The organism is Achromobacter sp. PD1, from assembly GCF_048541815.1.
Taxonomy (GTDB): Bacteria; Pseudomonadota; Gammaproteobacteria; order Burkholderiales; family Burkholderiaceae_B; genus Achromobacter; species Achromobacter bronchisepticus_A.
Window position 1 is genome coordinate 838,566 of the sequence record NZ_CP183349.1, and the last position, 20,717, is coordinate 859,282.

17 protein-coding genes are annotated in these 20,717 nt (G+C 65.2%); 8 read left to right on the plus strand and 9 right to left on the minus strand.

Annotated elements, in window-relative coordinates; genetic code table 11:
* Window positions 1-67: 67 nt before the first annotated feature.
* The 6 genes from ACM1PE_RS03890 to ACM1PE_RS03915 all read right to left on the minus strand — a co-directional run bounded on the left by ACM1PE_RS03890 (window position 68) and on the right by ACM1PE_RS03915 (window position 7,310).
* Window positions 68-1,804 carry a THUMP domain-containing protein gene (locus tag ACM1PE_RS03890; protein ID WP_419342569.1) on the minus strand — a complete coding sequence of 579 codons (1,737 nt, stop codon included), beginning with the start codon at window positions 1,802-1,804 and terminating at the stop codon, window positions 68-70.
* 34 nt (window positions 1,805-1,838) lie between these two features.
* Window positions 1,839-2,267, minus strand: coding sequence for a CopD family protein (locus ACM1PE_RS03895; protein WP_187524030.1), 429 nt, complete (start codon window positions 2,265-2,267; stop codon window positions 1,839-1,841).
* A gap of 98 nt (window positions 2,268-2,365) precedes the next feature.
* Window positions 2,366-3,817 carry a bifunctional 2-methylcitrate dehydratase/aconitate hydratase gene (locus tag ACM1PE_RS03900; RefSeq protein WP_419342570.1) on the minus strand — a complete coding sequence of 484 codons (1,452 nt, stop codon included), beginning with the start codon at window positions 3,815-3,817 and terminating at the stop codon, window positions 2,366-2,368.
* A gap of 70 nt (window positions 3,818-3,887) precedes the next feature.
* A complete protein-coding gene (gene prpC / locus ACM1PE_RS03905) occupies window positions 3,888-5,081 on the minus strand; it encodes a bifunctional 2-methylcitrate synthase/citrate synthase (RefSeq protein ID WP_419342571.1) in 1,194 nt (397 codons plus the stop codon).
* A 96-nt stretch (window positions 5,082-5,177) separates the two neighbouring features.
* Window positions 5,178-6,068, minus strand: a complete 891-nt coding sequence (gene prpB / locus ACM1PE_RS03910; RefSeq protein WP_419342572.1) for a methylisocitrate lyase — start codon at window positions 6,066-6,068, stop codon at window positions 5,178-5,180.
* A 252-nt stretch (window positions 6,069-6,320) separates the two neighbouring features.
* Window positions 6,321-7,310, minus strand: a complete 990-nt coding sequence (locus ACM1PE_RS03915; protein WP_088139105.1) for a malate dehydrogenase — start codon at window positions 7,308-7,310, stop codon at window positions 6,321-6,323.
* A 368-nt stretch (window positions 7,311-7,678) separates the two neighbouring features.
* Here ACM1PE_RS03915 and ACM1PE_RS03920 point away from each other — a divergent pair, with 368 nt between their 5' ends.
* The 8 genes from ACM1PE_RS03920 (at window position 7,679) to ACM1PE_RS03955 (ending at window position 14,829) form a co-directional block, all read left to right on the plus strand.
* Window positions 7,679-8,458, plus strand: coding sequence for a GntR family transcriptional regulator (locus tag ACM1PE_RS03920; RefSeq protein ID WP_042792450.1), 780 nt, complete (start codon window positions 7,679-7,681; stop codon window positions 8,456-8,458).
* A gap of 121 nt (window positions 8,459-8,579) precedes the next feature.
* Complete coding sequence (gene sdhC, locus ACM1PE_RS03925; protein WP_013392307.1) at window positions 8,580-8,993, plus strand: succinate dehydrogenase, cytochrome b556 subunit; 414 nt, start codon at window positions 8,580-8,582, stop codon at window positions 8,991-8,993.
* The gene (sdhD, locus tag ACM1PE_RS03930; RefSeq protein WP_013392308.1) at window positions 8,993-9,376 is read left to right on the plus strand and encodes a succinate dehydrogenase, hydrophobic membrane anchor protein; all 384 of its coding nucleotides are present in this window, start codon (window positions 8,993-8,995) and stop codon (window positions 9,374-9,376) included. Before sdhC ends, sdhD begins: the two co-directional genes overlap by 1 nt.
* A gap of 15 nt (window positions 9,377-9,391) precedes the next feature.
* Window positions 9,392-11,158, plus strand: a complete 1,767-nt coding sequence (gene sdhA / locus ACM1PE_RS03935; protein ID WP_191295314.1) for a succinate dehydrogenase flavoprotein subunit — start codon at window positions 9,392-9,394, stop codon at window positions 11,156-11,158.
* Window positions 11,159-11,176: 18 nt separating this feature from the next.
* Window positions 11,177-11,893 carry a succinate dehydrogenase iron-sulfur subunit gene (locus ACM1PE_RS03940; protein ID WP_059374660.1) on the plus strand — a complete coding sequence of 239 codons (717 nt, stop codon included), beginning with the start codon at window positions 11,177-11,179 and terminating at the stop codon, window positions 11,891-11,893.
* Window positions 11,894-12,024: 131 nt separating this feature from the next.
* Complete coding sequence (locus ACM1PE_RS03945) at window positions 12,025-12,285, plus strand: succinate dehydrogenase assembly factor 2 (RefSeq protein ID WP_013392311.1); 261 nt, start codon at window positions 12,025-12,027, stop codon at window positions 12,283-12,285.
* A gap of 19 nt (window positions 12,286-12,304) precedes the next feature.
* Entirely contained in the window at window positions 12,305-13,615 is a 1,311-nt protein-coding gene (gene gltA / locus ACM1PE_RS03950; RefSeq protein ID WP_059375329.1) for a citrate synthase, read from the plus strand.
* A gap of 101 nt (window positions 13,616-13,716) precedes the next feature.
* Window positions 13,717-14,829 (plus strand): hypothetical protein, encoded by a 1,113-nt coding sequence (locus tag ACM1PE_RS03955; protein WP_419342573.1) that lies wholly within the window; start codon window positions 13,717-13,719, stop codon window positions 14,827-14,829.
* A 22-nt stretch (window positions 14,830-14,851) separates the two neighbouring features.
* Here ACM1PE_RS03955 and ACM1PE_RS03960 read toward each other — a convergent pair whose 3' ends face one another.
* The 3 genes from ACM1PE_RS03960 to mdeB all read right to left on the minus strand — a co-directional run bounded on the left by ACM1PE_RS03960 (window position 14,852) and on the right by mdeB (window position 20,605).
* Window positions 14,852-15,304, minus strand: coding sequence for a DUF2214 family protein (locus ACM1PE_RS03960; RefSeq protein ID WP_118933995.1), 453 nt, complete (start codon window positions 15,302-15,304; stop codon window positions 14,852-14,854).
* Between the two features lie 134 nt (window positions 15,305-15,438).
* Window positions 15,439-17,736, minus strand: coding sequence for an NADP-dependent malic enzyme (locus ACM1PE_RS03965; protein ID WP_059374654.1), 2,298 nt, complete (start codon window positions 17,734-17,736; stop codon window positions 15,439-15,441).
* A gap of 190 nt (window positions 17,737-17,926) precedes the next feature.
* Window positions 17,927-20,605 (minus strand): alpha-ketoglutarate dehydrogenase, encoded by a 2,679-nt coding sequence (gene mdeB, locus ACM1PE_RS03970; protein ID WP_419343813.1) that lies wholly within the window; start codon window positions 20,603-20,605, stop codon window positions 17,927-17,929.
* Between the last annotated feature and the right edge of the window lie 112 nt (window positions 20,606-20,717).

The window sequence follows — 20,717 nt, forward strand, 5'->3', positions numbered from 1 at the left end:
TTACAACGCGCTGTTCAAGGCGAAGGGGGGCGCCCCGGGGGCGAAACCGCCCGGGGCGCGAGGCCGCTCAGGCGTCGCGGTAACCGGCCGCGACCAGCTCGAAACCGAACAGGCGGCAGTCCAGCGAACCGTTGTGCAGGGGCACGCGGCGCTTGGGTTTCAGGCGCAGCTGGTTGGGCAGCGTCAGGTCGCTGGTGATGACGTGCAGCTGCCAGCCCGCGAAATTGCGCTTCAGGCAGGTGGCCCAGTCGCGCCACAGATCCGCATCCTGTTCCGTCCCCATGCGCTCGCCGTAGGGCGGGTTGGTGACGATCCAGCCGTGGTCGGCGGGCGCGGTGACGTGGCGGGCATCGCCGACCTCGAAGCGGATCGAGTCTTCGGTCAGCCAGGCGCGTTCGGCGTTGTTGCGGGCGAATTCGATGGCTTGCGGGTCCAGGTCGTAGCCGACCAACGGCGCGTCCAGCTGCGGCAGGATGCGCGCGCGGGCGTCGTCCTTCAGGTCGCGCCAGCGGTAGGCGTCATGCCCGCGCAGGCGTTCGAAGCCGAACGGGCGCGAGATGCCCGGGGGCACGCCCAGCGCGATCCAGGCGGCCTCGATCAGGATGGTGCCCGATCCGCAGAACGGATCCAGCAGCGGGGCGGCCGGATCCCAGCCCGCCAGCGCCAGCATGCCGGCGGCCAGGTTCTCGCGCAGCGGCGCCTCGCCCTTGTCCAGGCGCCAGCCGCGCTTGAACAGCGACTCGCCCGAGGTGTCCAGGTACAGCGTCGCGGTATGCCCGGTCAGGAACAGGTGCACGCGTGCGTCCGGACGCACGGTGTCGATGCTGGGGCGTTCGCCTTCCAGTTCGCGCAGGCGGTCGCAAATGCCGTCCTTGGCGCGCAAATTGCAGTACTGCAGGCTTTGCACCGGGCTCTTGATGGCCGAGGTGTCCACGCGCAAGGTCTGCTCCGCGCCGAACCAGCGCTCCCAGGGAGTGTCGCGGGCCAGGTCGAGGATGTCGTCTTCATGCGAGATCTCGGCATGGGCGACCTGCACCAGGATGCGGGTGGCCAGGCGCGAATACAGGTTGGCGCGCTGCACGCCGGCCCAATCGGCCGTGAACGAGCAGCCAGCGCGGCCGGCCCGGGCGTCCTCGAAGCCCAGCGCCTGCATTTCGGCCGTCAGCGCCTCTTCCAGCCCTTGGGGGCAGGGGGCGAAGATGGGGAACGTTTCCGCCTGGCGGGTTTCGCGCGGACGGCGGTTGCGGACCTCGACGGCGGGTTCGCGGCGGTCTTCGTGCTGCTCGCGGCTGTCAACGGCATCCGATTCGTGCTCGGGTTCAGCCTGGTATTCGGGCGCCGGACCGTCGTCCTCGAACGGGTCGTAGAAGCGTCCCGCCGGCGTGGCCGGCGCGATGTACTGATCGTCGCGCAGGCGCGGCGCGCGCTGGGGGGCGCGGCCGGAGCGGCCGCCGGACTCGGTCTCGCGGCGCGGGCTGTCGGCCCGCTTGCGGTCCGGCGCGGGCCGCCCGGAGGCAGCCCGGTCCGAGGCGCCGCGTCCCGGCGTGGCCCGATCCGACGCGCCGCGCGCGGACTGGCCGCGGCCGGCGCCGCGCGGGCCGCGGGCTTCCTCGTCCTTGCGCCGCTGGTAGGCGGCGGGATCCTTCTGGCGTTCGATGCTTTCCTTGGTGCGCTCCTGTTGCGCGACCAGGCGGGCGCGGGCGCCCGTGCGGGTGCGCTTGGGGGCGTCTTCGGCATAGGCGTCGCGCGCCGTTTTCTTGATCGTCAGCGTCTTGCGCGGGCGGTCCTGTTCATCAGAGGACATACGAATCCTGGCGAATGTGCAGAGGTAGGGGGTATCAGAAGGGTTTGACGACGACCAGCGCCACCACCACCAAGAGCAGCAAGACGGGAACTTCGTTGAACCAGCGATAGAACTTGTGCGAACGGGTGTTCTTGCCCTGTTCGAATTTGCGCAGCATCAGGCCACAGGCGTGATGGTAGCCGATGACGAGCAGGACGAAAAAGAGCTTGGCGTGCATCCAGCCGTTGCCGGGGCCCACGCCGATGCCATAACCCAGGTACAGCCACATGCCGAACACGACCGCGACGATGGCCAGAATGGTGGTGAAGCGGTACAGGCGGCGCGCCATGCCCAGCAGGGTGGTATGGACCGCGGGGTCCGATTGCTGCGCCAGGTTCACGAATATGCGCGGCAGGTAGAACAGGCCGGCGAACCAGGAAGCGATAAAGACAATATGAAAGGTCTTGACCCAAAGCATGGCCATGGCGCGATCCAGTCGAGAAAGCCGCATTGTAAGCTGCGCCACCGCGCGCTCAGGCCAGCAAGCCAAGCCCCGCGGACGGGGCTGGTCGGGACGGCGGCTCAGATCACATACAGGTCGACGTACTCGTGCACCGGCATGGCTTCCAGCCGCTTCTGGTCCAGCGAGGCCTGCAGGATGCGGTCCTGCTGGCGGGCGGGGAACATGCGCGCCAGATTGGTGCGGAACTTGGTTTCCAGCAGCGGTATGCCTTCGGCGCGGCGGCGCTTGTGGCCGATGGGGTACTCGCAGACGATCTCGTCCAGCCGCGTGCCGTCCTTGAATTCCACCGTCAGCGCATTGGCGATGGAACGCTTGTCGGGGTCGTGATAGTCGCGGGTGTAGGCCGGGTCTTCGACGCAGACGATCTTGTCGCGCAGCGCGTCGATGCGCGGATCCCGCTCCACCGCATCCTCGTAGTCGGCCGCGGTCAGGCGGCCGAACAGCGTCGGCACCGCCACCATGTACTGGATGCAGTGGTCCCGGTCGGCCGGGTTGGCCAGCGGCCCCTTCTTGTCGATGATGCGGATGCAGGCTTCGTGCGTGCGGATGGTGATTTTCGCGATGTCGTCGGCGCTCTTGCCGGCGGCCTGCAGCCGGGTGTGGAGTTCCATTGCGCATTCGACGGCGGTCTGCGCATGGAATTCGGCCGGAAACGAAATCTTGAACAGCACGTTTTCCATCACGTAGCTGCCGTAGGGGCGCTGGAACCGGAACGGCTGGCCCTTGAACAGCACGTCGTAAAAGCCCCAGGTCTTGGCCGTCAGCACGGACGGATAGCCCATTTCGCCGGTCCGGGCGATCAGCGCCAGGCGCACGGCGCGGCTGGTAGCGTCGCCCGCGGCCCAGCTTTTCCTGCTGCCGGTGTTGGGGGCATGCCGGTAGGTGCGCAGGCTCTGGCCGTCGACCCAGGCCAGCGACACCGCGTTGATCACTTCCTCGCGGCTCAGGCCCAGCATCTGCGCCACCACGGCGGTGGAGGCGACTTTCACCAGCACGACGTGGTCCAGGCCGACCTTGTTGAAGGAGTTTTCCAGTGCGATGCAGCCCTGGATCTCGTGCGCCTTGATCATGCCGGTCAGCACGTCGCGCATCAGCAGGGGCGGTTTGCCGGCCGCGACCGCGGTGCGGGACAGCCAGTCGGCGGTGGCCAGGATGCCGCCCAGATTGTCGGACGGGTGGCCCCATTCGGCGGCCAGCCAGGTGTCGTTGAAGTCCAGCCAGCGGATCATCGCGCCGATGTTGAAGGCGGCCTGCACGGGATCGAGCTGGAATTGCGTGCCCGGCACCTTGGCGCCGTGGGGGACTGTCGTGCCGGGCACGATGGGGCCCAGCAATTTCCTGCACGCCGGATATTCCAGCGCTTCCAGGCCGCAGCCCAGCGTGTCGATCAGGCAGTTGCGCGCCGTTTCGTACGCCAGGCCGCTCTGGATTTCATACTTCAGGACGTAGTCGGCGATATCGACCAGAACCAGGTCGGGATCGGGACGGACGTTGGAGATCGGGGCAGACATAGCGGTACCTCTCCATGGAATGAATACAGGTGGCCATGCCGTGCCCTCGTCCGCGCCCTGGTGCCGTGGCTTACTTGCGCTTTTCCAGCGGTACGAACTTCTGGTCTTCCGGGCCCACGTAATTGGCGGTGGGGCGGATGATCTTGTTGTCGATGCGCTGCTCGATGATGTGGGCCGACCAGCCCGCCGTGCGCGCGATGACGAACAGCGGCGTGAACATGGCGGTGGGGACTCCCATCATGTGATAGCTGACGGCCGAGAACCAGTCCAGGTTGGGGAACATCTTCTTGATGTCCCACATGACCGTTTCCAAGCGTTCGGCGATGTCGAACATCTTGGTGCTGCCGGCCTTCTTGGACAGCTTCTTGGCCACTTCCTTGATGACCTTGTTGCGCGGGTCGGACACGGTGTAGACAGGGTGGCCAAAGCCGATGATAACTTCCTTGGCTTCGACGCGGCGGCGGATGTCGGCCTCGGCCTCGTCCGGGGTTTCATAGCGCTTCTGCACGTCGAAGGCCACTTCGTTGGCGCCGCCGTGCTTGGGGCCGCGCAGCGCGCCGATGGCGCCCGAGATCGCGGAGAACATGTCCGAGCCGGTGCCGGCGATGACGCGCGCGGTGAACGTGGACGCATTGAACTCGTGTTCGGCGTACAGGTTCAGCGAGATGTGCATGGCCTTGACCCACTCGTCGCTGGGCTTCTCGCCGTGCAGCAGGTGCAGGAAATGGCCGCCGATGCTGTCGTCGTCGGTCTGCACGTCGATGATGCGGCCGTTGTGGCTGTACTGGTACCAGTACAGCAGGGCCGAGCCCAGGTTGGCCATCAGGCGGTCGGCGATGTCGCGCGCGCCCGGGGTGTTGTGATCGTCTTTTTCAGGCAGCACGCAGCCCAGCACCGACACGGCGGTGCGCATCACGTCCATCGGGTGGCTGGCGGCGGGCAAGGCTTCCAGCGCGGCTTGCAGCTGGGCGGGCAGGCCGCGCAGGCTGCGCAGCTTTTCCTTGTAGGCCTTCAGTTCGGCCTTGTTCGGCAGCTTGCCGTGGACCAGCAAGTGGGCGATTTCCTCGAATTCGCTGGCGTCGGCGATATCCAGGATGTCGTAGCCGCGGTAGTGCAGGTCGTTGCCGCTGCGGCCGACCGTGCACAGCGCGGTGTTGCCGGCGACGACGCCGGACAGCGCAACCGACTTCTTGGGCTTGAAGCCGGCTTTTTCTTCCGGCTGGGCGTCCGTCTTGGCCACTTGCTTCTTGGGAGCCGTGCTCATGTCTCTACTCCTTCCTTTCGCGATGGTCGTTGCTATTGGGGGTGGGCATGCAAGGCGCCGGGCGGCTGCCGCGGCGCCGGAAACCGGGGGGCTGGCTTACGCCTTGCCCTTCTGGAACAGCGCGTCCAGCTTCGATTCGAATTCGTGGTAGCCGATGCGGTCGTACAGTTCCTCGCGCGTCTGCATCAGGTCCACCACGTTCTTCTGGTGGCCGTCGCGGCGGATCGCGGTGTAGACCGCTTCGGCGGCCTTGTTCATGGCGCGGAAGGCCGACAGCGGGTAGAGCACCATGCCCACGCCCACGCTCTTCAGTTCTTCCACCGAGAACAGCGGCGTCTTGCCGAATTCGGTGATGTTGGCCAGCACCGGCACCTTGACCGCCTTGACGAAGCGGTCGTAGGTGGGCAGGTCGTAGGCGGCTTCGGCGAAGATCGCGTCCGCGCCCGCTTCCACGCAGGCCAGCGCGCGCACGATGGCGGCATCCACGCCATGCGAGGCGATCGCGTCGGTGCGGGCGATCAGGTAGAAATCGGTGTCGGTGCGGGCGTCGGCCGCGGCCTTGACGCGGTCGGCCATTTCCTCGGTCGAGACGATTTCCTTGCCGGGGCGATGGCCGCAGCGCTTGGCGCCGACCTGGTCTTCGATGTGGCAGGCGGCGGCGCCGAACTTGATCAGACTCTTGACGCTGCGGGCGATGTTGAACGCCGACGGGCCGAAGCCGGTGTCGATGTCGACCACCAGCGGCACGTCGCAGACGTCGGTGATGCGGCGCACGTCGGTCAGGACGTCGTCCATGGTGTTGATGCCCAGGTCGGGCAGGCCCAGCGAACCGGCCGCGACGCCGCCGCCGGACAGGTAGATGGCGCGGTAGCCGGCGCGCTTGGCCAGCAGCGCGTGATTGGCGTTGATGGCGCCGATGATCTGCAGGGGGCTTTCTTCGGCAAGCGCGCGGCGAAAGAGGGCGCCGGCGGATTCGGGTCTGGACATGGGTGGTCTCCGTAATTTGGACCGGGTGTTTTCATGGGCCCCGGATGAAACGACTGGAATGCGGACTGGCGCGTCGCAGGCCTGGCCGGGACGCGTCCCGTCCTGGTTCCTGACCTTACCGCGGGCCCGGAAAATAAATCTGTCCCCTTCGCGACATTTCTTTGCGCAGGGGCAAAGGGACAGGTTTATGTTTCGGTCTTGCCTAGGAATTGGGCCCGCGCAAACGGGCCCAATTCTTTACTCATGCGCTGCTTACTTCAGCAGGTCCTTGACGCCGTCGCGCTCTTCGAGGAGCTCTTTCAGCGTGAAGTCCAGGCGCTCGCGCGAGAAGGCGTCGATTTCGAGGCCTTCGATGCGCTTGTATTCGCCGTTTTCGGTCGTGACCGGCACGCCGTAGATGATGCCTTCGGGGATGCCGTAGGAGCCGTCCGACGGGATGCCCATCGTGACCCACTTGCCGTTGCTGCCCAGGACCCAGTCACGGACGTGGTCGATGGCGGCATTGGCGGCCGAAGCGGCCGAGGACAGGCCGCGGGCTTCGATGATGGCGGCGCCGCGCTTGCCCACGGTGGGGATGAACGTGTCGCGGTTCCAGGCGTCGTCGTTGATCAGCTTGGACAGCGATTCGCCGCCGACGGTGGCGAAGCGGTAGTCGGGGTACATCGTGGGCGAGTGGTTGCCCCACACGACCAGCTTTTCAATCGCGGCGACCGGCTTGCCCGACTTGGCGGACAGTTGCGACAGGGCGCGGTTGTGGTCCAGGCGCAGCATGGCGGTGAAGTTCTTGGCGGGCAGGTCCGGCGCCGACTTCATGGCGATGTAGGCGTTGGTGTTGGCCGGGTTGCCGACGACCAGGACCTTGACGTTGCGGCTGGCGACGTCGTTCAGGGCCTTGCCCTGAGCCGTGAAGATCTGGGCGTTGACCGACAGCAGGTCCTTGCGTTCCATGCCGGGGCCGCGCGGGCGGGCGCCAACCAGCAGGGCCACGTCGGCGTCCTTGAAGGCGGTGCGCGGATCGCTGTGGGCGGTGACTTCTTGCAGCAGCGGGAAGGCGCAGTCATCCAGTTCCATGATGACGCCCTTCAGGGCCTTTTGCGCTTTCTCGTCGGGGATTTCCAGCAGTTGCAGGATGACGGGTTGATCTTTACCCAGCATTTCGCCCGAGGCGATGCGGAATAGCAGTGCGTAACCGATTTGGCCGGCGGCGCCGGTGACGGCGACACGCAAGGCAGGCTTGGACATGGACGTTCTCCGTAATGGTTTGGCGAGAAAAAATCTCACCAAGCAGTGTAATCGTTGGGCGTGAAAATCAACGCGTGTGCAACGGCGCGCGCAGCGGCATGCGCGGGGCCCGGGCAGCGTTGAATCCTAGATCGAATTTACGTGTCCGTCAATTGCTCTTCTATCTTATATAAGACATAAGACGTTGGACAGCGTCCCGGCCGATATGCCACAATAGAGCGTTTATTCGAATGCGCCGCAACCCGGTTTCGGTTGCGCGCCTGTATCAAGCCAGAACACCGGCGGCAGCAGCGCATTGCGGATGGGTTCGCTGCCTTGCGCCGCCCTCCCATTTCCTCCGGATAAACATGACTCAATCAAAAAGATCCATGGCAGAGCCCCGGCCCGAAACCTCCTTACGCATTCGCGCCGCCCGCACGGCGGGCGAGGGGGCCGCTTTCAGTCCGCTCTACCGGCAAATCAAGGATCTGCTTGTCCAGAGCCTGGAACGCGGCGAATGGAAGCCCGGTGAACTCATCCCCAGCGAAATCGATCTGGCTGCCCGTTTCCAGGTGAGCCAGGGCACGGTGCGCAAGGCGGTCGATGAGCTGGCTGCCGAGCACATGCTGCTGCGCCGCCAGGGCAAGGGCACTTTCGTCGCCACCCACCACGAAGCGCGCGTGCGCTACCGCTTCCTGCGCCTGGCCGCCGACGACGAAGGCGAGGCCGGCCGGGCGGAAAGCCGCATCCTGGAATGCCGGCGCCTGCGTGCGCCCGCCGAGATCGCGCGCGCCCTGGACCTGCGGGCCGGCGAAACCGTCGTCATGATCCGCCGCCTGCTGTCCATGGGGCAGACGCCCACCGTCGTGGACGACATCTGGCTGCCTGGTTCCATCTTCCGTGGACTGACCCTGGAGCTGTTGACCGCCAACAAGGCGCCGCTCTACGGTCTGTTCGAATCCGAATTCGGCGTGAGCATGGTGCGCGCGGACGAAAAGCTGCGCGCGGTGATCGCGCCGGCCGAGGTCTGTCCGCTGCTTAATGTTCCCGCCGGGACGCCGTTGTTGCAGGTGGATAGGGTGTCTTATACGTATGGTGACCGCCCCATGGAAATTCGCCGGGGGTTGTACTTGACCGATCGATACCACTACCGCAATAGTCTGAATTGATGAGTTTTTTACCTACGATTTGATACCGACCCTATCTCTGGGCGAAAATACCGTGTTTGCCCGCAAGGGCTACGGCATTTCCGCCGTAACGATTCCCTAGTTCCGAAACACCGAGGCCGTCATGTCCGACACCGCTGCCAAGCCACGTCCGCAGTTTCGCAATATTGGTATTGCGCAACTCGCCAGCTACCGCCTGCCCCTGGCCGGCAAGCTGTCCATCCTGCACCGCGTCAGCGGCGCGCTGCTGTTCCTCTGTCTTCCCTTGGTCATTCTGCCGCTGTTCGCGGCCAGCGTGGCCGCGCCGCAGACGTTCGCAGCCGTGGCCGCGTACGCCGGCAATCCGATCGTCAAGCTTGTCTTCCTGGTCCTGATCTGGGGCTATCTGCACCACTTCTGTGCCGGCATCCGCTACCTGCTGCTGGACCTGCACATTGGTATCGACAAGCTGTCGGCCAAGAAGAGCGCCGGCGTGGTTTTCGGGGTGAGCCTGGCGCTGACCCTGGTGTTCGCTCTCAAACTGTTCGGAGTGCTGTAATGGCCGACGTCAAAAACTACGGACCCAAGCGTCTGGTCGTGGGCGCCCATTACGGCGTCATGGATTTCATCATCCAGCGCATCACCGCCGTCATCATGGCCGTGTACACGCTGGTGCTGCTCATCGGCATCCTGATGATGCCGGCCTTCACGTACGAGCACTGGACTGCGCTGTTCAACTTCTACGTGGGCGTTCTTCCGGTTGGCCAGATCCTGGCCACCCTTGCATTCATTGCGCTGGCCTGGCATGCCTGGATTGGTGTGCGCGACATCTGGATGGACTACGTCAAGTCGGTGGGCGTGCGCCTGCTGCTGCAAGTGCTGACGATCCTCTGGCTGGTCGGTTCGGTCGTTTACTTCGCGCAAATCCTCTGGAGCATTTAAGCCGTGGTCTCTGTCATGAAATCCCTGCCGCGCCGCCAGTTTGATGTGGTGGTCGTTGGCGCCGGTGGAGCCGGCATGCGTTGTTCGCTGCAACTGTCCCAAGCGGGCCTGTCCGTTGCAGTGCTGTCCAAGGTGTTCCCCACGCGTTCGCACACGGTTGCCGCACAGGGCGGCGTGAGCGCCTCGCTGGGCAACATGAGCGAAGACAACTGGTACTGGCACATGTACGACACCGTCAAGGGTTCGGACTGGCTGGGCGACCAGGACGCCATCGAATTCATGTGCCGCGAAGCGCCGAACGCCGTGTACGAGCTCGAGCACTTCGGCATGCCGTTCGACCGCAACCCCGACGGCACCATCTACCAGCGTCCGTTCGGCGGCCACACCGCCAACTTCGGTGAAAAGCCGGTCCAGCGCGCCTGTGCCGCTGCCGACCGCACCGGCCACGCGCTGTTGCACACCCTCTACCAGCGCAACGTCGCCGCGCGCACCCAGTTCTTCGTCGAATGGATGGCGCTGGACCTGCTGCGCAACGAAGCGGGCGACGTCGTGGGCGTGACCGCCCTGGAAATGGAAACGGGCGAAATCTACATCCTGGAAGCCAAGACCACGGTGCTGGCCACCGGCGGCGCCGGCCGCATCTGGGCCGCTTCCACCAACGCCTTCATCAACACCGGTGACGGCCTGGGCATGGCCGCCCGCGCGGGCATTCCGCTGCAGGACATGGAATTCTGGCAATTCCACCCGACCGGCGTGGCCGGCGCCGGCGTGCTGATCACCGAAGGCGTGCGCGGCGAAGGCGGCATCCTGCTGAACAAGGATGGCGAACGCTTCATGGAGCGCTATGCGCCCACGCTGAAGGATCTGGCCCCGCGCGACTTCGTGTCCCGCTCGATGGACCAGGAAATCAAGGAAGGCCGCGGCTGCGGTCCGGACGGCAGCTACGTGGTCCTCAAGCTGGACCACCTGGGCGCCGACGTGATCAACAAGCGTCTGCCCTCGATCCGCGAAATCGCGATCAAGTTCGGCAACGTGGACCCGATCAAGGAACCGATCCCCGTCGTTCCGACCATCCACTACCAGATGGGCGGCATCCCGGCCAACTACCACGGCCAGGTGCTGACGCGCGAAAACGGCGAGAACAAGATCGTCAACGGCCTGTACGCCATCGGCGAATGCGCCGCGGTGTCGGTGCACGGCGCCAACCGCCTGGGCACCAACTCGCTGCTGGACCTGATCGTGTTCGGCCGCGCCACCGGCAACCACATCGTCAATTCGCATCCGGAACGCCAGCACGCGCACCAGCCCGTGCCGCAGCAAGCCGTCGAATTCTCGCTGGACCGCGTCAACAAGCTGGAATCGCGCACCTCGGGCGAGAAGACCCAGGACATCGGCAACGCCATCCGCTTCTCGATGCAGCGCCATTGCGGCGTGTTCCGCACGCTGGAGTTGCTGAACGAAGGCGTGACCCAGATCGAGGATCTGGCCAAGCAGGCCGACCACATCTACTTCAAGGACAAGTCCAAGGTGTTCAACACCGCGCGCGTCGAGGCGCTGGAAATGGCGAACATGACCGAAGTGGCCCGCGCCACCATCAAGTCGGCCGCCGCCCGCACCGAAAGCCGCGGCGCACACGCGCTGGACGACCACCCGACGCGCGACGACGAAAACTGGCTGAAGCACACGCTGTGGTACTCCGAAGGCAGCCGCCTGGATTACAAGCCCGTGCAGATGAAGCCGCTGACGGTCGAGTCCTTCCCGCCCAAGGCGCGTACCTTCTAAGTCCGGATTGAGCCCACTATGAGCACCAAGAGAATCGTCAAGTTCGAAATCTACCGCTACGATCCGGACAAGGACGAGCGCCCGTACATGCAGAAGCTGGACGTCGAACTCCAGCCGACCGACAAGATGCTGCTCGATGCGCTGGTGCGCATCAAGAACGACGTCGATGACAGCCTGGCCCTGCGCCGCTCGTGCCGTGAAGGCGTGTGCGGTTCGGACGCCATGAACATCAACGGCAAGAACGGTCTGGCGTGCACGACCAACCTGCGCGAACTGAAGGAACCCATCGTTCTGCGTCCGCTGCCGGGCCTGCCCGTCATCCGCGACCTGATCGTGGACATGACGCACTTCTTCAACCAGTACCACTCGATCCGCCCGTACCTCATCAACGACACGCCGCCGCCCGAAAAGGAACGTCTGCAGTCGCCCGAGGCCCGCGAAGAGCTGGATGGCCTGTACGAATGCATTCTGTGCGCGTGCTGTTCCACTTCCTGCCCGTCGTTCTGGTGGAACCCGGACAAGTTCGTCGGCCCGGCCGGCCTGCTGCAAGCCTACCGCTTCATCGCCGACAGCCGCGACGAAGCCACGGGCAGCCGCCTCGACAACCTGGACGATCCGTACCGCCTGTTCCGTTGCCACACCATCATGAATTGCGTCGACGTCTGTCCCAAGGGACTGAACCCGACCAAGGCGATCGGCAAGATCAAGGAACTGATGGTTCGCCGTACGGTCTAGTTTTAAGCAAGCGCATTTTGCCTCCGGCGGCGTTTTTGCCGCCGGGCCGTCCCAAGGCAAAAACGCCCTCCAGGGGGTGGCAAACCCGTGTAGCGGGTGCGGCGTTGGGGCTTTTTTAGGTGTAAAGAAAGATGAGCAAGCTAACTGAATTGGAGCGGGCGCGTTTGCGTTGGCGGGCGCGCCGCGGCTTGCTCGAAAACGACTTGATCATCACCCGGTATCTGGATGCCCACGAGGCTGAACTTACCGATGATGACGTGGCCGCATTGACGCAGCTTTTCGAGATGGGAGACAACGACCTTCTCGATCTGCTGCTGGCCCGCAAAGAGCTTGAGGGCGCGCTGGACACGCCCAGGCTTCGGAGCATCATTGGCCAGATGCGCGCGCTCTGATTAATTGAGAGGAATGAACATGAACCTGTCTGACAAAAAAGCCACTCTATCCTTCTCGGATGGCAGCGCCCCCATTGAGTTCCCTGTTTACAAGGGTACGGTTGGTCCGGATGTGATCGACATCCGCAAGCTGTACGGCCAGACGGGCATGTTCACGTTTGACCCCGGCTTCATGTCCACCGCCGCCTGCGAATCGGGCATCACGTACATCGACGGCGACAAGGGCGAACTGCTGTACCGCGGCTACCCCATTGAGCAATTGGCCGTCAATTGCGACTTCATGGACATCTGCTACCTGATCCTGAACGGCGAACTGCCCAACAAGGACCAGAAGGCCGATTTCGATTCGCAAGTGACCCATCACACGATGGTCAACGAGCAGCTGCACTTCTTCCTGCGCGGCTTCCGCCGCGACGCGCACCCGATGGCCGTGCTGACCGGCCTGGTCGGCGCGCTGTCCGCGTTCTACCACGACTCCACCGACATCACGAACCCGCAGCATCGCCACATCTCGGCCATCCGCCTGATCGCCAAGATGCCGACGCTGGTCGCGATGGCCTATAAGTACTCGCAAGGCCAGCCCTTCATCTACCCGCAGAACAACCTGTCCTACACGGGCAACTTCCTGCGCATGATGTTCGCCACGCCGTGCGAAGACTACAAGGTGAACGAAGTCGTCGAGCGCGCGCTGGACCGCATCTTCATCCTGCACGCCGACCACGAGCAGAACGCTTCGACCTCGACCGTCCGCCTGTGCGGCTCGTCGGGCACCAACCCGTTCGCCGCCATCTCGGCCGGCGTGGCTTGCCTGTGGGGCCCGGCTCACGGCGGCGCCAACGAAGCTTGCCTGCAGATGCTGGAAGAGCTGCAAGCCAACGGCGGCATCGCCAAGGTCGGCGAGTTCATGGAGAAGGTCAAGGACAAGAACTCGGGCGTGCGCCTGATGGGCTTTGGCCACCGCGTCTACAAGAACTACGACCCGCGCGCCAAGCTGATGCAGGAAACCTGCAAGGAAGTGCTCTCGGCCCTGGGCCTGGAAAACGACCCGCTGTTCAAGCTGGCCATGGAACTGGAACGCATCGCCCTGTCGGATCCGTACTTCGTTCAGCGCAAGCTGTACCCGAACGTGGACTTCTACTCGGGTATCGTCCAGCGCGCCATCGGCATCCCGACCTCGCTGTTCACGGCCATCTTCGCGCTGGCCCGCACGGTGGGCTGGATCGCCCAGTGGAACGAAATGCTGTCGGATCCCGATTACAAGATCGGCCGTCCGCGCCAGCTGTTCACCGGTTCGGTCACGCGCGACGTGCCGCCGATGGACAAGCGTTGATACGCAGCCTGGCTTGAGCAAGAAACCGCCTTCGGGCGGTTTTTTGTTGCCTGTTCGCCGTGTGGCCGCGGCGTGATGGTTTGGCGTGTACCATCCTTGCCATGATTCCGATAGCGCTGCCTTCCGCCGGCTTTTACATTTTTGTTTCCCTGGGTTTTCTCGCCGGTCTGGCGTTGCTGGCCTGGGCCGTGGTTCTGGTTGCCAGCGGCGGCGCGCGCCGCACGGTGCGCAAGTACTGGAAGACCTCCACCCTGGTATTCGTCGTGCTGGCCGTGCCGTTCGCCTTCTATGCCTGGGTGCAGACGGTGATCTGGCAAATCGAGCGGGAGGGCGCCCGCGCCGAGGCGGCTCGCAATGTCACGCTGCAGGAAGCCACGACCGTCGGTGGCACCGTCATGCCCGCGGGAACGCGGCTGAAGCTGCAGGACGAAGGGCAGCTGGAGACCTATCTTGAAGCGGAGTTTCCGCAGCCCGTGGCCATGTATGGCGTGCAGGCATCGAGCGCGCGGCGTTATCTCGATTCGGACTATGACGACGAAACCTACGCCTTGCGGGGCCGCTATCCGCGCAACGTCATCCTGCGCGGTGCGGGCAGCCAGACCGTGCTGGGCTGGCAGTGCGACGCCACGCAGGAGATCGAGTTCGAGGTGAAGCGCGATGGCGCGATGACGGCGCTAGACAAGTGCGTGCTGGGTCCGGGCAACCGCGCCGAAACCCTGGATCTCGCGCCGGGTTCCATCCTCTACGGCTCCAGCGGCACGGTCTACACCGATGGCTCGAGCGATCCGGATCGCTGGCGCATCGAGGTCAAGGATCCGATGGCGGTCCGGATATTCGGGCTGCCCTTGAGCGAGCCCAGGCTGTATCTTGACGAGGCGCGGCGCCTGCTGCGGGTCAGCGATGCGGAGCTGGCTTGCCCGACGCGATTCGGCGGCGTGAGCTATGCCGCCGGCACTCAGGTGAAGTCGATGCGCCGCGGCCGCGGCGATGCGCGCGAACCGTACCCGGGCGTGCTGGTGCTGAGCCCCTGGAATGGCCAGGCCGCCAAACGCGACGGCCAGGCCGACGTGCCGGAAGGCATGTCGGTGATGCAGACCTTGGCCGGCGAGGTCGTGGACGTGGTCCAGAACGATACGGTGGGCGTCTTCCATTTCGCCACCTTTGTCGTGGGCGACGAGGAGCCCGAGGCCCGCCGCCGCGCATCCTGCTCTTGAAGCGCGCGGCCCTGGCGGAGTGTTACGCGCCGATGCCGCGCGCCATCAGCACGGCGAACAGCGGCAGGAAGATGAACAGGTGCGATTCGATCATGACCCAGCGCCGCGCCCGTTTGATGTCGGCGGCCGCGGGCAGGAAGCCCGGCTGCTGGCGCGATTGCTTGGCCCAGCGCAGGAAGGTCATCGTGGGCGCGATCGAACAGAGGCCGATGATGACGAAGAGCGTGATCTTGGCGTGGAACCAGGGATTGCTCATGTAGAACGCGGCGCCCTTGATGCCCAGCGTCAGGCGCAGCACTCCGGTGACAAGCACCACCACGGCGCTCAGCGCATAGAGGCGGTCATAGATGACCAGGCGCTTGAGGCCGGCGGCGGTGAGATCGGGCCGCAGCAGCACGGCTTCGGCGGTCAGGACCACCACCAGCAGGAAAATGGCCAGGTAATGAAACCAGGCATACAAGGCGTCGGCCAGCATGTGGACTCCAGAAAACAAGGTTGAACTTGGTTTTTACCATCAGCCCGGGCCGGCAGGCTATCGCGGCCGAAAGTGCCCGCAGCAAGAAATAGGGCGCCCCAAGGGGCGCCCTTTGCCTTAATGGCCGTCGGTGATCAACGACGCTTCTTGGCGGCCTCGGCGGCTTCCTGCTGCGCGTCCACCACGGCCAGCGCCGTCATGTTGACGATGCGGCGCACGGTGGCGCTGGTGGTCAGGATGTGCACAGGGCGCGCCGCGCCCAGCAGGATCGGACCCATCGCGACGCCATTGCTGCCAGTCATCTTCAACATGTTGTACGTGATGTTGCCGGTGTCCAGCGTGGGCATGACGAGCAGGTTGGCGCGGCCCTTGAGCGTGCTGTCCGGGTAGGCCAGGACGCGGATCTTCTCCGACAGGGCCGCGTCGGCGTGCATTTCGCCGTCGACTTCCAGGTCGGGAGCGCGGTCCTGCACCATCTGGCGCGCGGCGGCCATCTTGCGCGAGGATTCCGTCACGCGGCTGCCGAAGTTGGAGTGCGACAGCAGGGCGATCTTCGGCACCACGCCAAAGCGCAGCATTTCGTCCGCGGCCTGGATGGTGATGCTGGCGACTTCCTCGGCCGTCGGGTTCTCGTTGACGTGGGTGTCGGTGACGAACAGCGTCTGGTCGGGCAGCATCAGCACGTTCAGGGCGGCGTAGGTCTGGCCTTCCTTCTTGCCGATGATTTCGTCGATGTACTTGAGCTGGTTGTCGTACTTGCTGGCCACGCCGCAGAGCAGGGCGTCCGCGTCGCCACGGCGCAGCAGCATCGCGCCGATCAGCGTGTTGTGCTTGCGGATCATCGCCTTGGCGATGGCCGGCGTCACGCCCTCGCGGCCCTTCAACTGGTAATACGCATTCCAGGTTTCGTTGAAGCGGCTGTCGTCTTCCGGATCCACGATCTCGAAGTCCTGGCCGGCCGCCAGGCGCAGGCCGAACTTCTTGATGCGCATTTCGATGACGGCCGGGCGGCCGATCAGGATCGGGAACGCCAGCTTTTCATCGGCCACGGTCTGCACCGCACGCAGCACGCGCTCGTCTTCGCCGTCGGCGTAGATGACGCGCTTGGGCGCCTTCTTGGCCTGGGCGAACAGCGGACGCATCAGCTGACCCGAGTGGTACACGAAGCCCATCAGCTTCTGGCGGTAGGCCTCGATGTCTTCGATGGGGCGGGCAGCCACGCCGGAGTCGGCGGCGGCTTGGGCCACGGCCGGGGCGATCTGGACGATCAGGCGCGGGTCGAAGGGCTTCGGGATGATGTAGTCCGGGCCGAACGACAGTTCCTGGCCGGCGTAGGCGCGGGCCACTTCGTCGTTTTGTTCGGCTTGAGCCAGTTCGGCGATGGCCTTCACGCAAGCCAGCTTCATTTCTTCCGTGATGCGCGAGGCGCCGGCGTCCATGGCGCCGCGGAAGATGAACGGGAAGCACAGCACGTTGTTGACCTGGTTCGGGTAGTCCGAACGGCCGGTGGCGATGATGCAGTCCGGGCGGGCGGCCTTGGCCACCTCGGGACGGATTTCCGGTTCCGGGTTGGCCAGCGCCAGGATCAGCGGGCTGGCGGCCATGGTCTTGACCATGTCGGCGGTCAGCACGCCGGCGGTCGAGCAGCCCAGGAACACGTCGGCGCCGTTGACCACGTCAGCCAGCGTGCGGGCGTCGGTCTTCTGCGCGTAGCGCTTCTTGTTGGCTTCCATGTTTTCATCGCGGCCGTCCCAGATCACGCCGCGCGAGTCCACCACGTAGATGTTCTCGCGCTTGACGCCCAGGTGCACCAGCAGGTCCAGGCAGGCGATGGCGGCGGCGCCGGCGCCCGAGCAAGCCAGCTTGACCGAGCCGATGTCCTTGTTCACGACCTTCAGGCCGTTCAGGATGGCGGCCGACGAAATGATGGCGGTGCCGTGCTGGTCGTCGTGGAAGACGGGGATCTTCATGCGCTCGCGCAGTTTCTTCTCGATGTAGAAGCACTCTGGCGCCTTGATGTCCTCGAGGTTGACGCCGCCCAGCGTGGGCTCCAGCGCCGCGATGATGTCGACCAGCTTGTCGGGGTCGTTCTCGGCCAGTTCGATGTCGAACACGTCGATGCCGGCGAACTTCTTGAACAGGCAGCCCTTGCCTTCCATCACAGGCTTGGCGGCCAGCGGGCCGATGTTGCCCAGGCCCAGCACGGCGGTGCCGTTGGTGATCACGCCCACCAGGTTGCCGCGCGAGGTGTACTTCGAGGCGGCGTCATCGCCCTGGTCGAAGATGGCCATGCAGGCGGCCGCCACGCCGGGGGAGTAGGCCAGGGACAGGTCGTCCTGGTTGGCCAGCGTCTTGGTCGGCGTGACCGAGATTTTGCCGGGGGTGGGGTAGGCGTGGTAGTCCAACGCCATTTTGGTGAGGGTTTCGTCCATGGGATACAGGCCTTGCGGGCGCTAAATGGAAAGGAAATGGGATTGCAAAAAGCGGGCTCGCGGCCCGCCGTATTTTCTGGGAAATGCTTGGGAACACCCGTATTTCAACAGAAAGCGCGGGTGCTTGGTTGTTGCGCTGCAGCGAATGGACGATTTTGCGCAAAACCTCGCTGCATCGCGGATTGCAATCCTATCTATCCCAAGGCGGCGTTTGCCGCGTGCCGGCATTCAGGCGCGCGCGCAGCGTCTGGGCGTCTTGCTGGCGGTCCAGGCTGTCCAGCGCGTACAGCACGATCCAGTCCGCGCTGACCTCGAAGAAGTCGCGCAGCTGGGCGCGGGTGTCGCTGCGGCCGAAGCCGTCGGTACCCAGCGTGCGGTAGGGCGCGGGCACCCAGGCGCGGATCTGTTCCGGTACGGCGCGCACGTAGTCGCTGGCGGCAACCACCGGGGCGTTGCTGGCGCCCAGGCAGGTGCGGACCCAGTCGGCGCCGGACGCAAGGCCGAGCACGCGGGCGCGTTCGGCTTCGCGGCCGTCGCGCGCCAGCTCGGAAAAGCTGGTGACGCTCCAGACTTCGGCGTCCACGCCGTAGTCGGCCTGCAGCCGTTGCGCGGCAATCTCGGCTTCGCGCAGCATGGGGCCCGCGCCCAGCAGGCGCACCTGGGCCTGCCCGCGCGCGGGCCGCAGGCGGTACATGCCGCGCAGGATGCCCTCGCGCACGTCTTCGCCTGCCGGCATGTCCGGCTGCGCCAGGTTCTCGTTGGTGACGGTCAGGTAGTAGAACTCGTCGCGCTGCTCGTCCAGCATGCGGCGCATGCCGTGCTCGACGATGATGGCGACCTCGTAGGCATAGGCCGGGTCATAGGCGCGGCAGTTCGGCACGGCGGCGGCCATGATGTGGCTGGAGCCGTCCTGGTGCTGCAGCCCTTCGCCGCCCAGCGTGGTGCGGCCGGAGGTGGCGCCGACGAGGAAGCCGCGCGTGCGCTGATCGGCGGCAGCCCAGATCAGGTCGCCGATGCGCTGGAAGCCGAACATCGAGTAATAGATATAGAAGGGCAGCATCGGCAGGCCGTTGACCGAATAGCTGGTGCCCGCGGCCGTCCACGAGGAAATCGCGCCGGCCTCGGTAATGCCTTCTTCCAGGATCTGGCCGTCGCGCGCTTCGCGGTAATACAGCACCGAGCCGATGTCCTCGGGTTCATAGAGCTGGCCTTGCGCGGAATAGATGCCGATCTGGCGGAATAGGTTGGCCATGCCGAAGGTGCGCGCCTCGTCCGCCACGATGGGCACGATGCGCGGCCCCACGGTGGCGTCCTTGAGCAGGGCGGTCAGCATGCGCACGATGGCCATGGTGGACGACATTTCCTTGCCGTCGGCAGCCAGCGCGAAACGCGCCCAGTGTTCCGCGTCCGGCGGCGCCAGGCGCGGCGCCTCGGTGTTGCGGCGGGGAATGTGGCCGCCCAGCGCGGCGCGGCGGGCCTGCAGGTGGCGCAGTTCGGCGCTGTCCTCGGCCGGGCGGTAGAACTTGAGCGCCAGGCAATCGGCGTCCGAGATCGGCAGCGCGAAGCGGTCGCGGAAGGCCAGCAGCGCCTCGTCGTCCAGCTTCTTCTGCTGGTGCGTGGTCATCTTGCCCTGGCCGGCCGACCCCATGCCGAAGCCCTTCTTGGTCTGCGCCAGAATCACCGTGGGCTGGCCGCGATGGCGCACGGCGCGGTGGTAGGCCGCATGGATCTTCACCATGTCATGGCCGCCGCGGTGCAGCCGGTCGATGGCCTCGTCGCTCCAGTCGGCCACCAGGGCGGCCAGTTCGGGATTCTGGTTGAAGAAGTGGGCGCGGTTGAAGGCGCCGTCGTTGGCCGCGAAGGTCTGGAACTGTCCGTCCACGGTGTTGGCGAAGGCGCGCGCCAGGGCGCCGCCGGTGTCGCGCCGCAAGAGCGCGTCCCAGTCGCTGCCCCAGACCAGCTTGATGACGTTCCAGCCCGCGCCCGCATACAGCGTTTCCAGCTCATCGATGATGCGGCCGTTGCCGCGCACCGGGCCGTCCAGGCGCTGCAGGTTGCAATTGACCACGAACACCAGGTTGTCGAGCTTCTCGCGCGCGGCCAGCGTCAGCGCGGCGATGGATTCGGGTTCGTCCATTTCGCCGTCGCCGAAGATGCCCCAGACCTTGCGGTCGCCGCCGGGCATGAGCGAACGGTGCTCCAGATAGCGCATGAAGCGCGCCTGGTAGATGGCGTTGATGGGGCCGATGCCCATCGACCCCGTGGGGAACTGCCAGAAGTCGGGCATCAGCCACGGGTGCGGGTACGACGACAGTCCACGCAGGCCGCGCGCGCCGGCCGTGATCTCCTGGCGGAAATGCGCCAGGTCCTCTTCGCCCAGGAATCCTTCCAGATAGGCGCGGGCATACACGCCGGGCGCCGAGTGCGGCTGCATGTAGACCAGGTCGCCGGGGCCGTCCGGGCTCTGCGCGCGGAAGAAATGGTTGAAGCCGACCTCGAACAGGTCGGCGGCCGAGGCATAGCTGGCGATGTGGCCGCCCAGCTCCCCATGCGCCTGGTTGGCGCGCACCACCATCGCCAGCGCGTTCCAGCGGTTGATGCGGGCGATGCGCTCCTCCACGGCGAGGTTGCCGGGGAAGGGCGGTTCCTGGTCGGCGGGGATGGTGTTGAGGTAGGCGGTGCGGGTCTGGCTGTTGGCGCGCAGGCCCAGCGACGCCGCATGGCCCAGCAGATTGTCCAGCACGTAGCCCGCCCGTTCAGAACCTTCCGCCTGTACCAGCGATTCCAGCGCCTCGCGCCATTCGGCGGTTTCGGCGGGATCGGCGTCGTGCTGGATGTCTTGCCCGGGGGCGGAACTGGCGTCGCGCATGGTCTGGTCGTCTCCTGGTTTGACGTCCATGCTAGACCCTAGCCCCTGGCATGGGTGATCAAAATTCTGGGGAAACTTCGGAAAATTCAGCATAATCTTTTGCAAGTTTTAC

Excerpts from the sequence above, each read along its gene's own strand:
- ACM1PE_RS03915 (WP_088139105.1), bottom strand. The coding sequence starts at position 7,310 with ATGTCCAAGCCTGCCTTGCGTGTCGCCGTCACCGGCGCCGCCGGCCAA.
- ACM1PE_RS03945 (WP_013392311.1), top strand. The coding sequence starts at position 12,025 with ATGAGCAAGCTAACTGAATTGGAGCGGGCGCGTTTGCGTTGGCGGGCG.
- ACM1PE_RS03960 (WP_118933995.1), bottom strand. The coding sequence starts at position 15,304 with ATGCTGGCCGACGCCTTGTATGCCTGGTTTCATTACCTGGCCATTTTC.
- sdhC (WP_013392307.1), top strand. The coding sequence starts at position 8,580 with ATGTCCGACACCGCTGCCAAGCCACGTCCGCAGTTTCGCAATATTGGT.
- ACM1PE_RS03955 (WP_419342573.1), top strand. The coding sequence starts at position 13,717 with ATGATTCCGATAGCGCTGCCTTCCGCCGGCTTTTACATTTTTGTTTCC.
- ACM1PE_RS03900 (WP_419342570.1), bottom strand. The coding sequence starts at position 3,817 with ATGTCTGCCCCGATCTCCAACGTCCGTCCCGATCCCGACCTGGTTCTG.
- sdhA (WP_191295314.1), top strand. The coding sequence starts at position 9,392 with ATGAAATCCCTGCCGCGCCGCCAGTTTGATGTGGTGGTCGTTGGCGCC.
- ACM1PE_RS03965 (WP_059374654.1), bottom strand. The coding sequence starts at position 17,736 with ATGGACGAAACCCTCACCAAAATGGCGTTGGACTACCACGCCTACCCC.
- gltA (WP_059375329.1), top strand. The coding sequence starts at position 12,305 with ATGAACCTGTCTGACAAAAAAGCCACTCTATCCTTCTCGGATGGCAGC.
- prpB (WP_419342572.1), bottom strand. The coding sequence starts at position 6,068 with ATGTCCAGACCCGAATCCGCCGGCGCCCTCTTTCGCCGCGCGCTTGCC.
- ACM1PE_RS03920 (WP_042792450.1), top strand. The coding sequence starts at position 7,679 with ATGGCAGAGCCCCGGCCCGAAACCTCCTTACGCATTCGCGCCGCCCGC.
- ACM1PE_RS03940 (WP_059374660.1), top strand. The coding sequence starts at position 11,177 with ATGAGCACCAAGAGAATCGTCAAGTTCGAAATCTACCGCTACGATCCG.
- ACM1PE_RS03890 (WP_419342569.1), bottom strand. The coding sequence starts at position 1,804 with ATGTCCTCTGATGAACAGGACCGCCCGCGCAAGACGCTGACGATCAAG.
- sdhD (WP_013392308.1), top strand. The coding sequence starts at position 8,993 with ATGGCCGACGTCAAAAACTACGGACCCAAGCGTCTGGTCGTGGGCGCC.
- prpC (WP_419342571.1), bottom strand. The coding sequence starts at position 5,081 with ATGAGCACGGCTCCCAAGAAGCAAGTGGCCAAGACGGACGCCCAGCCG.
- mdeB (WP_419343813.1), bottom strand. The coding sequence starts at position 20,605 with ATGCGCGACGCCAGTTCCGCCCCCGGGCAAGACATCCAGCACGACGCC.
- ACM1PE_RS03895 (WP_187524030.1), bottom strand. The coding sequence starts at position 2,267 with ATGGCCATGCTTTGGGTCAAGACCTTTCATATTGTCTTTATCGCTTCC.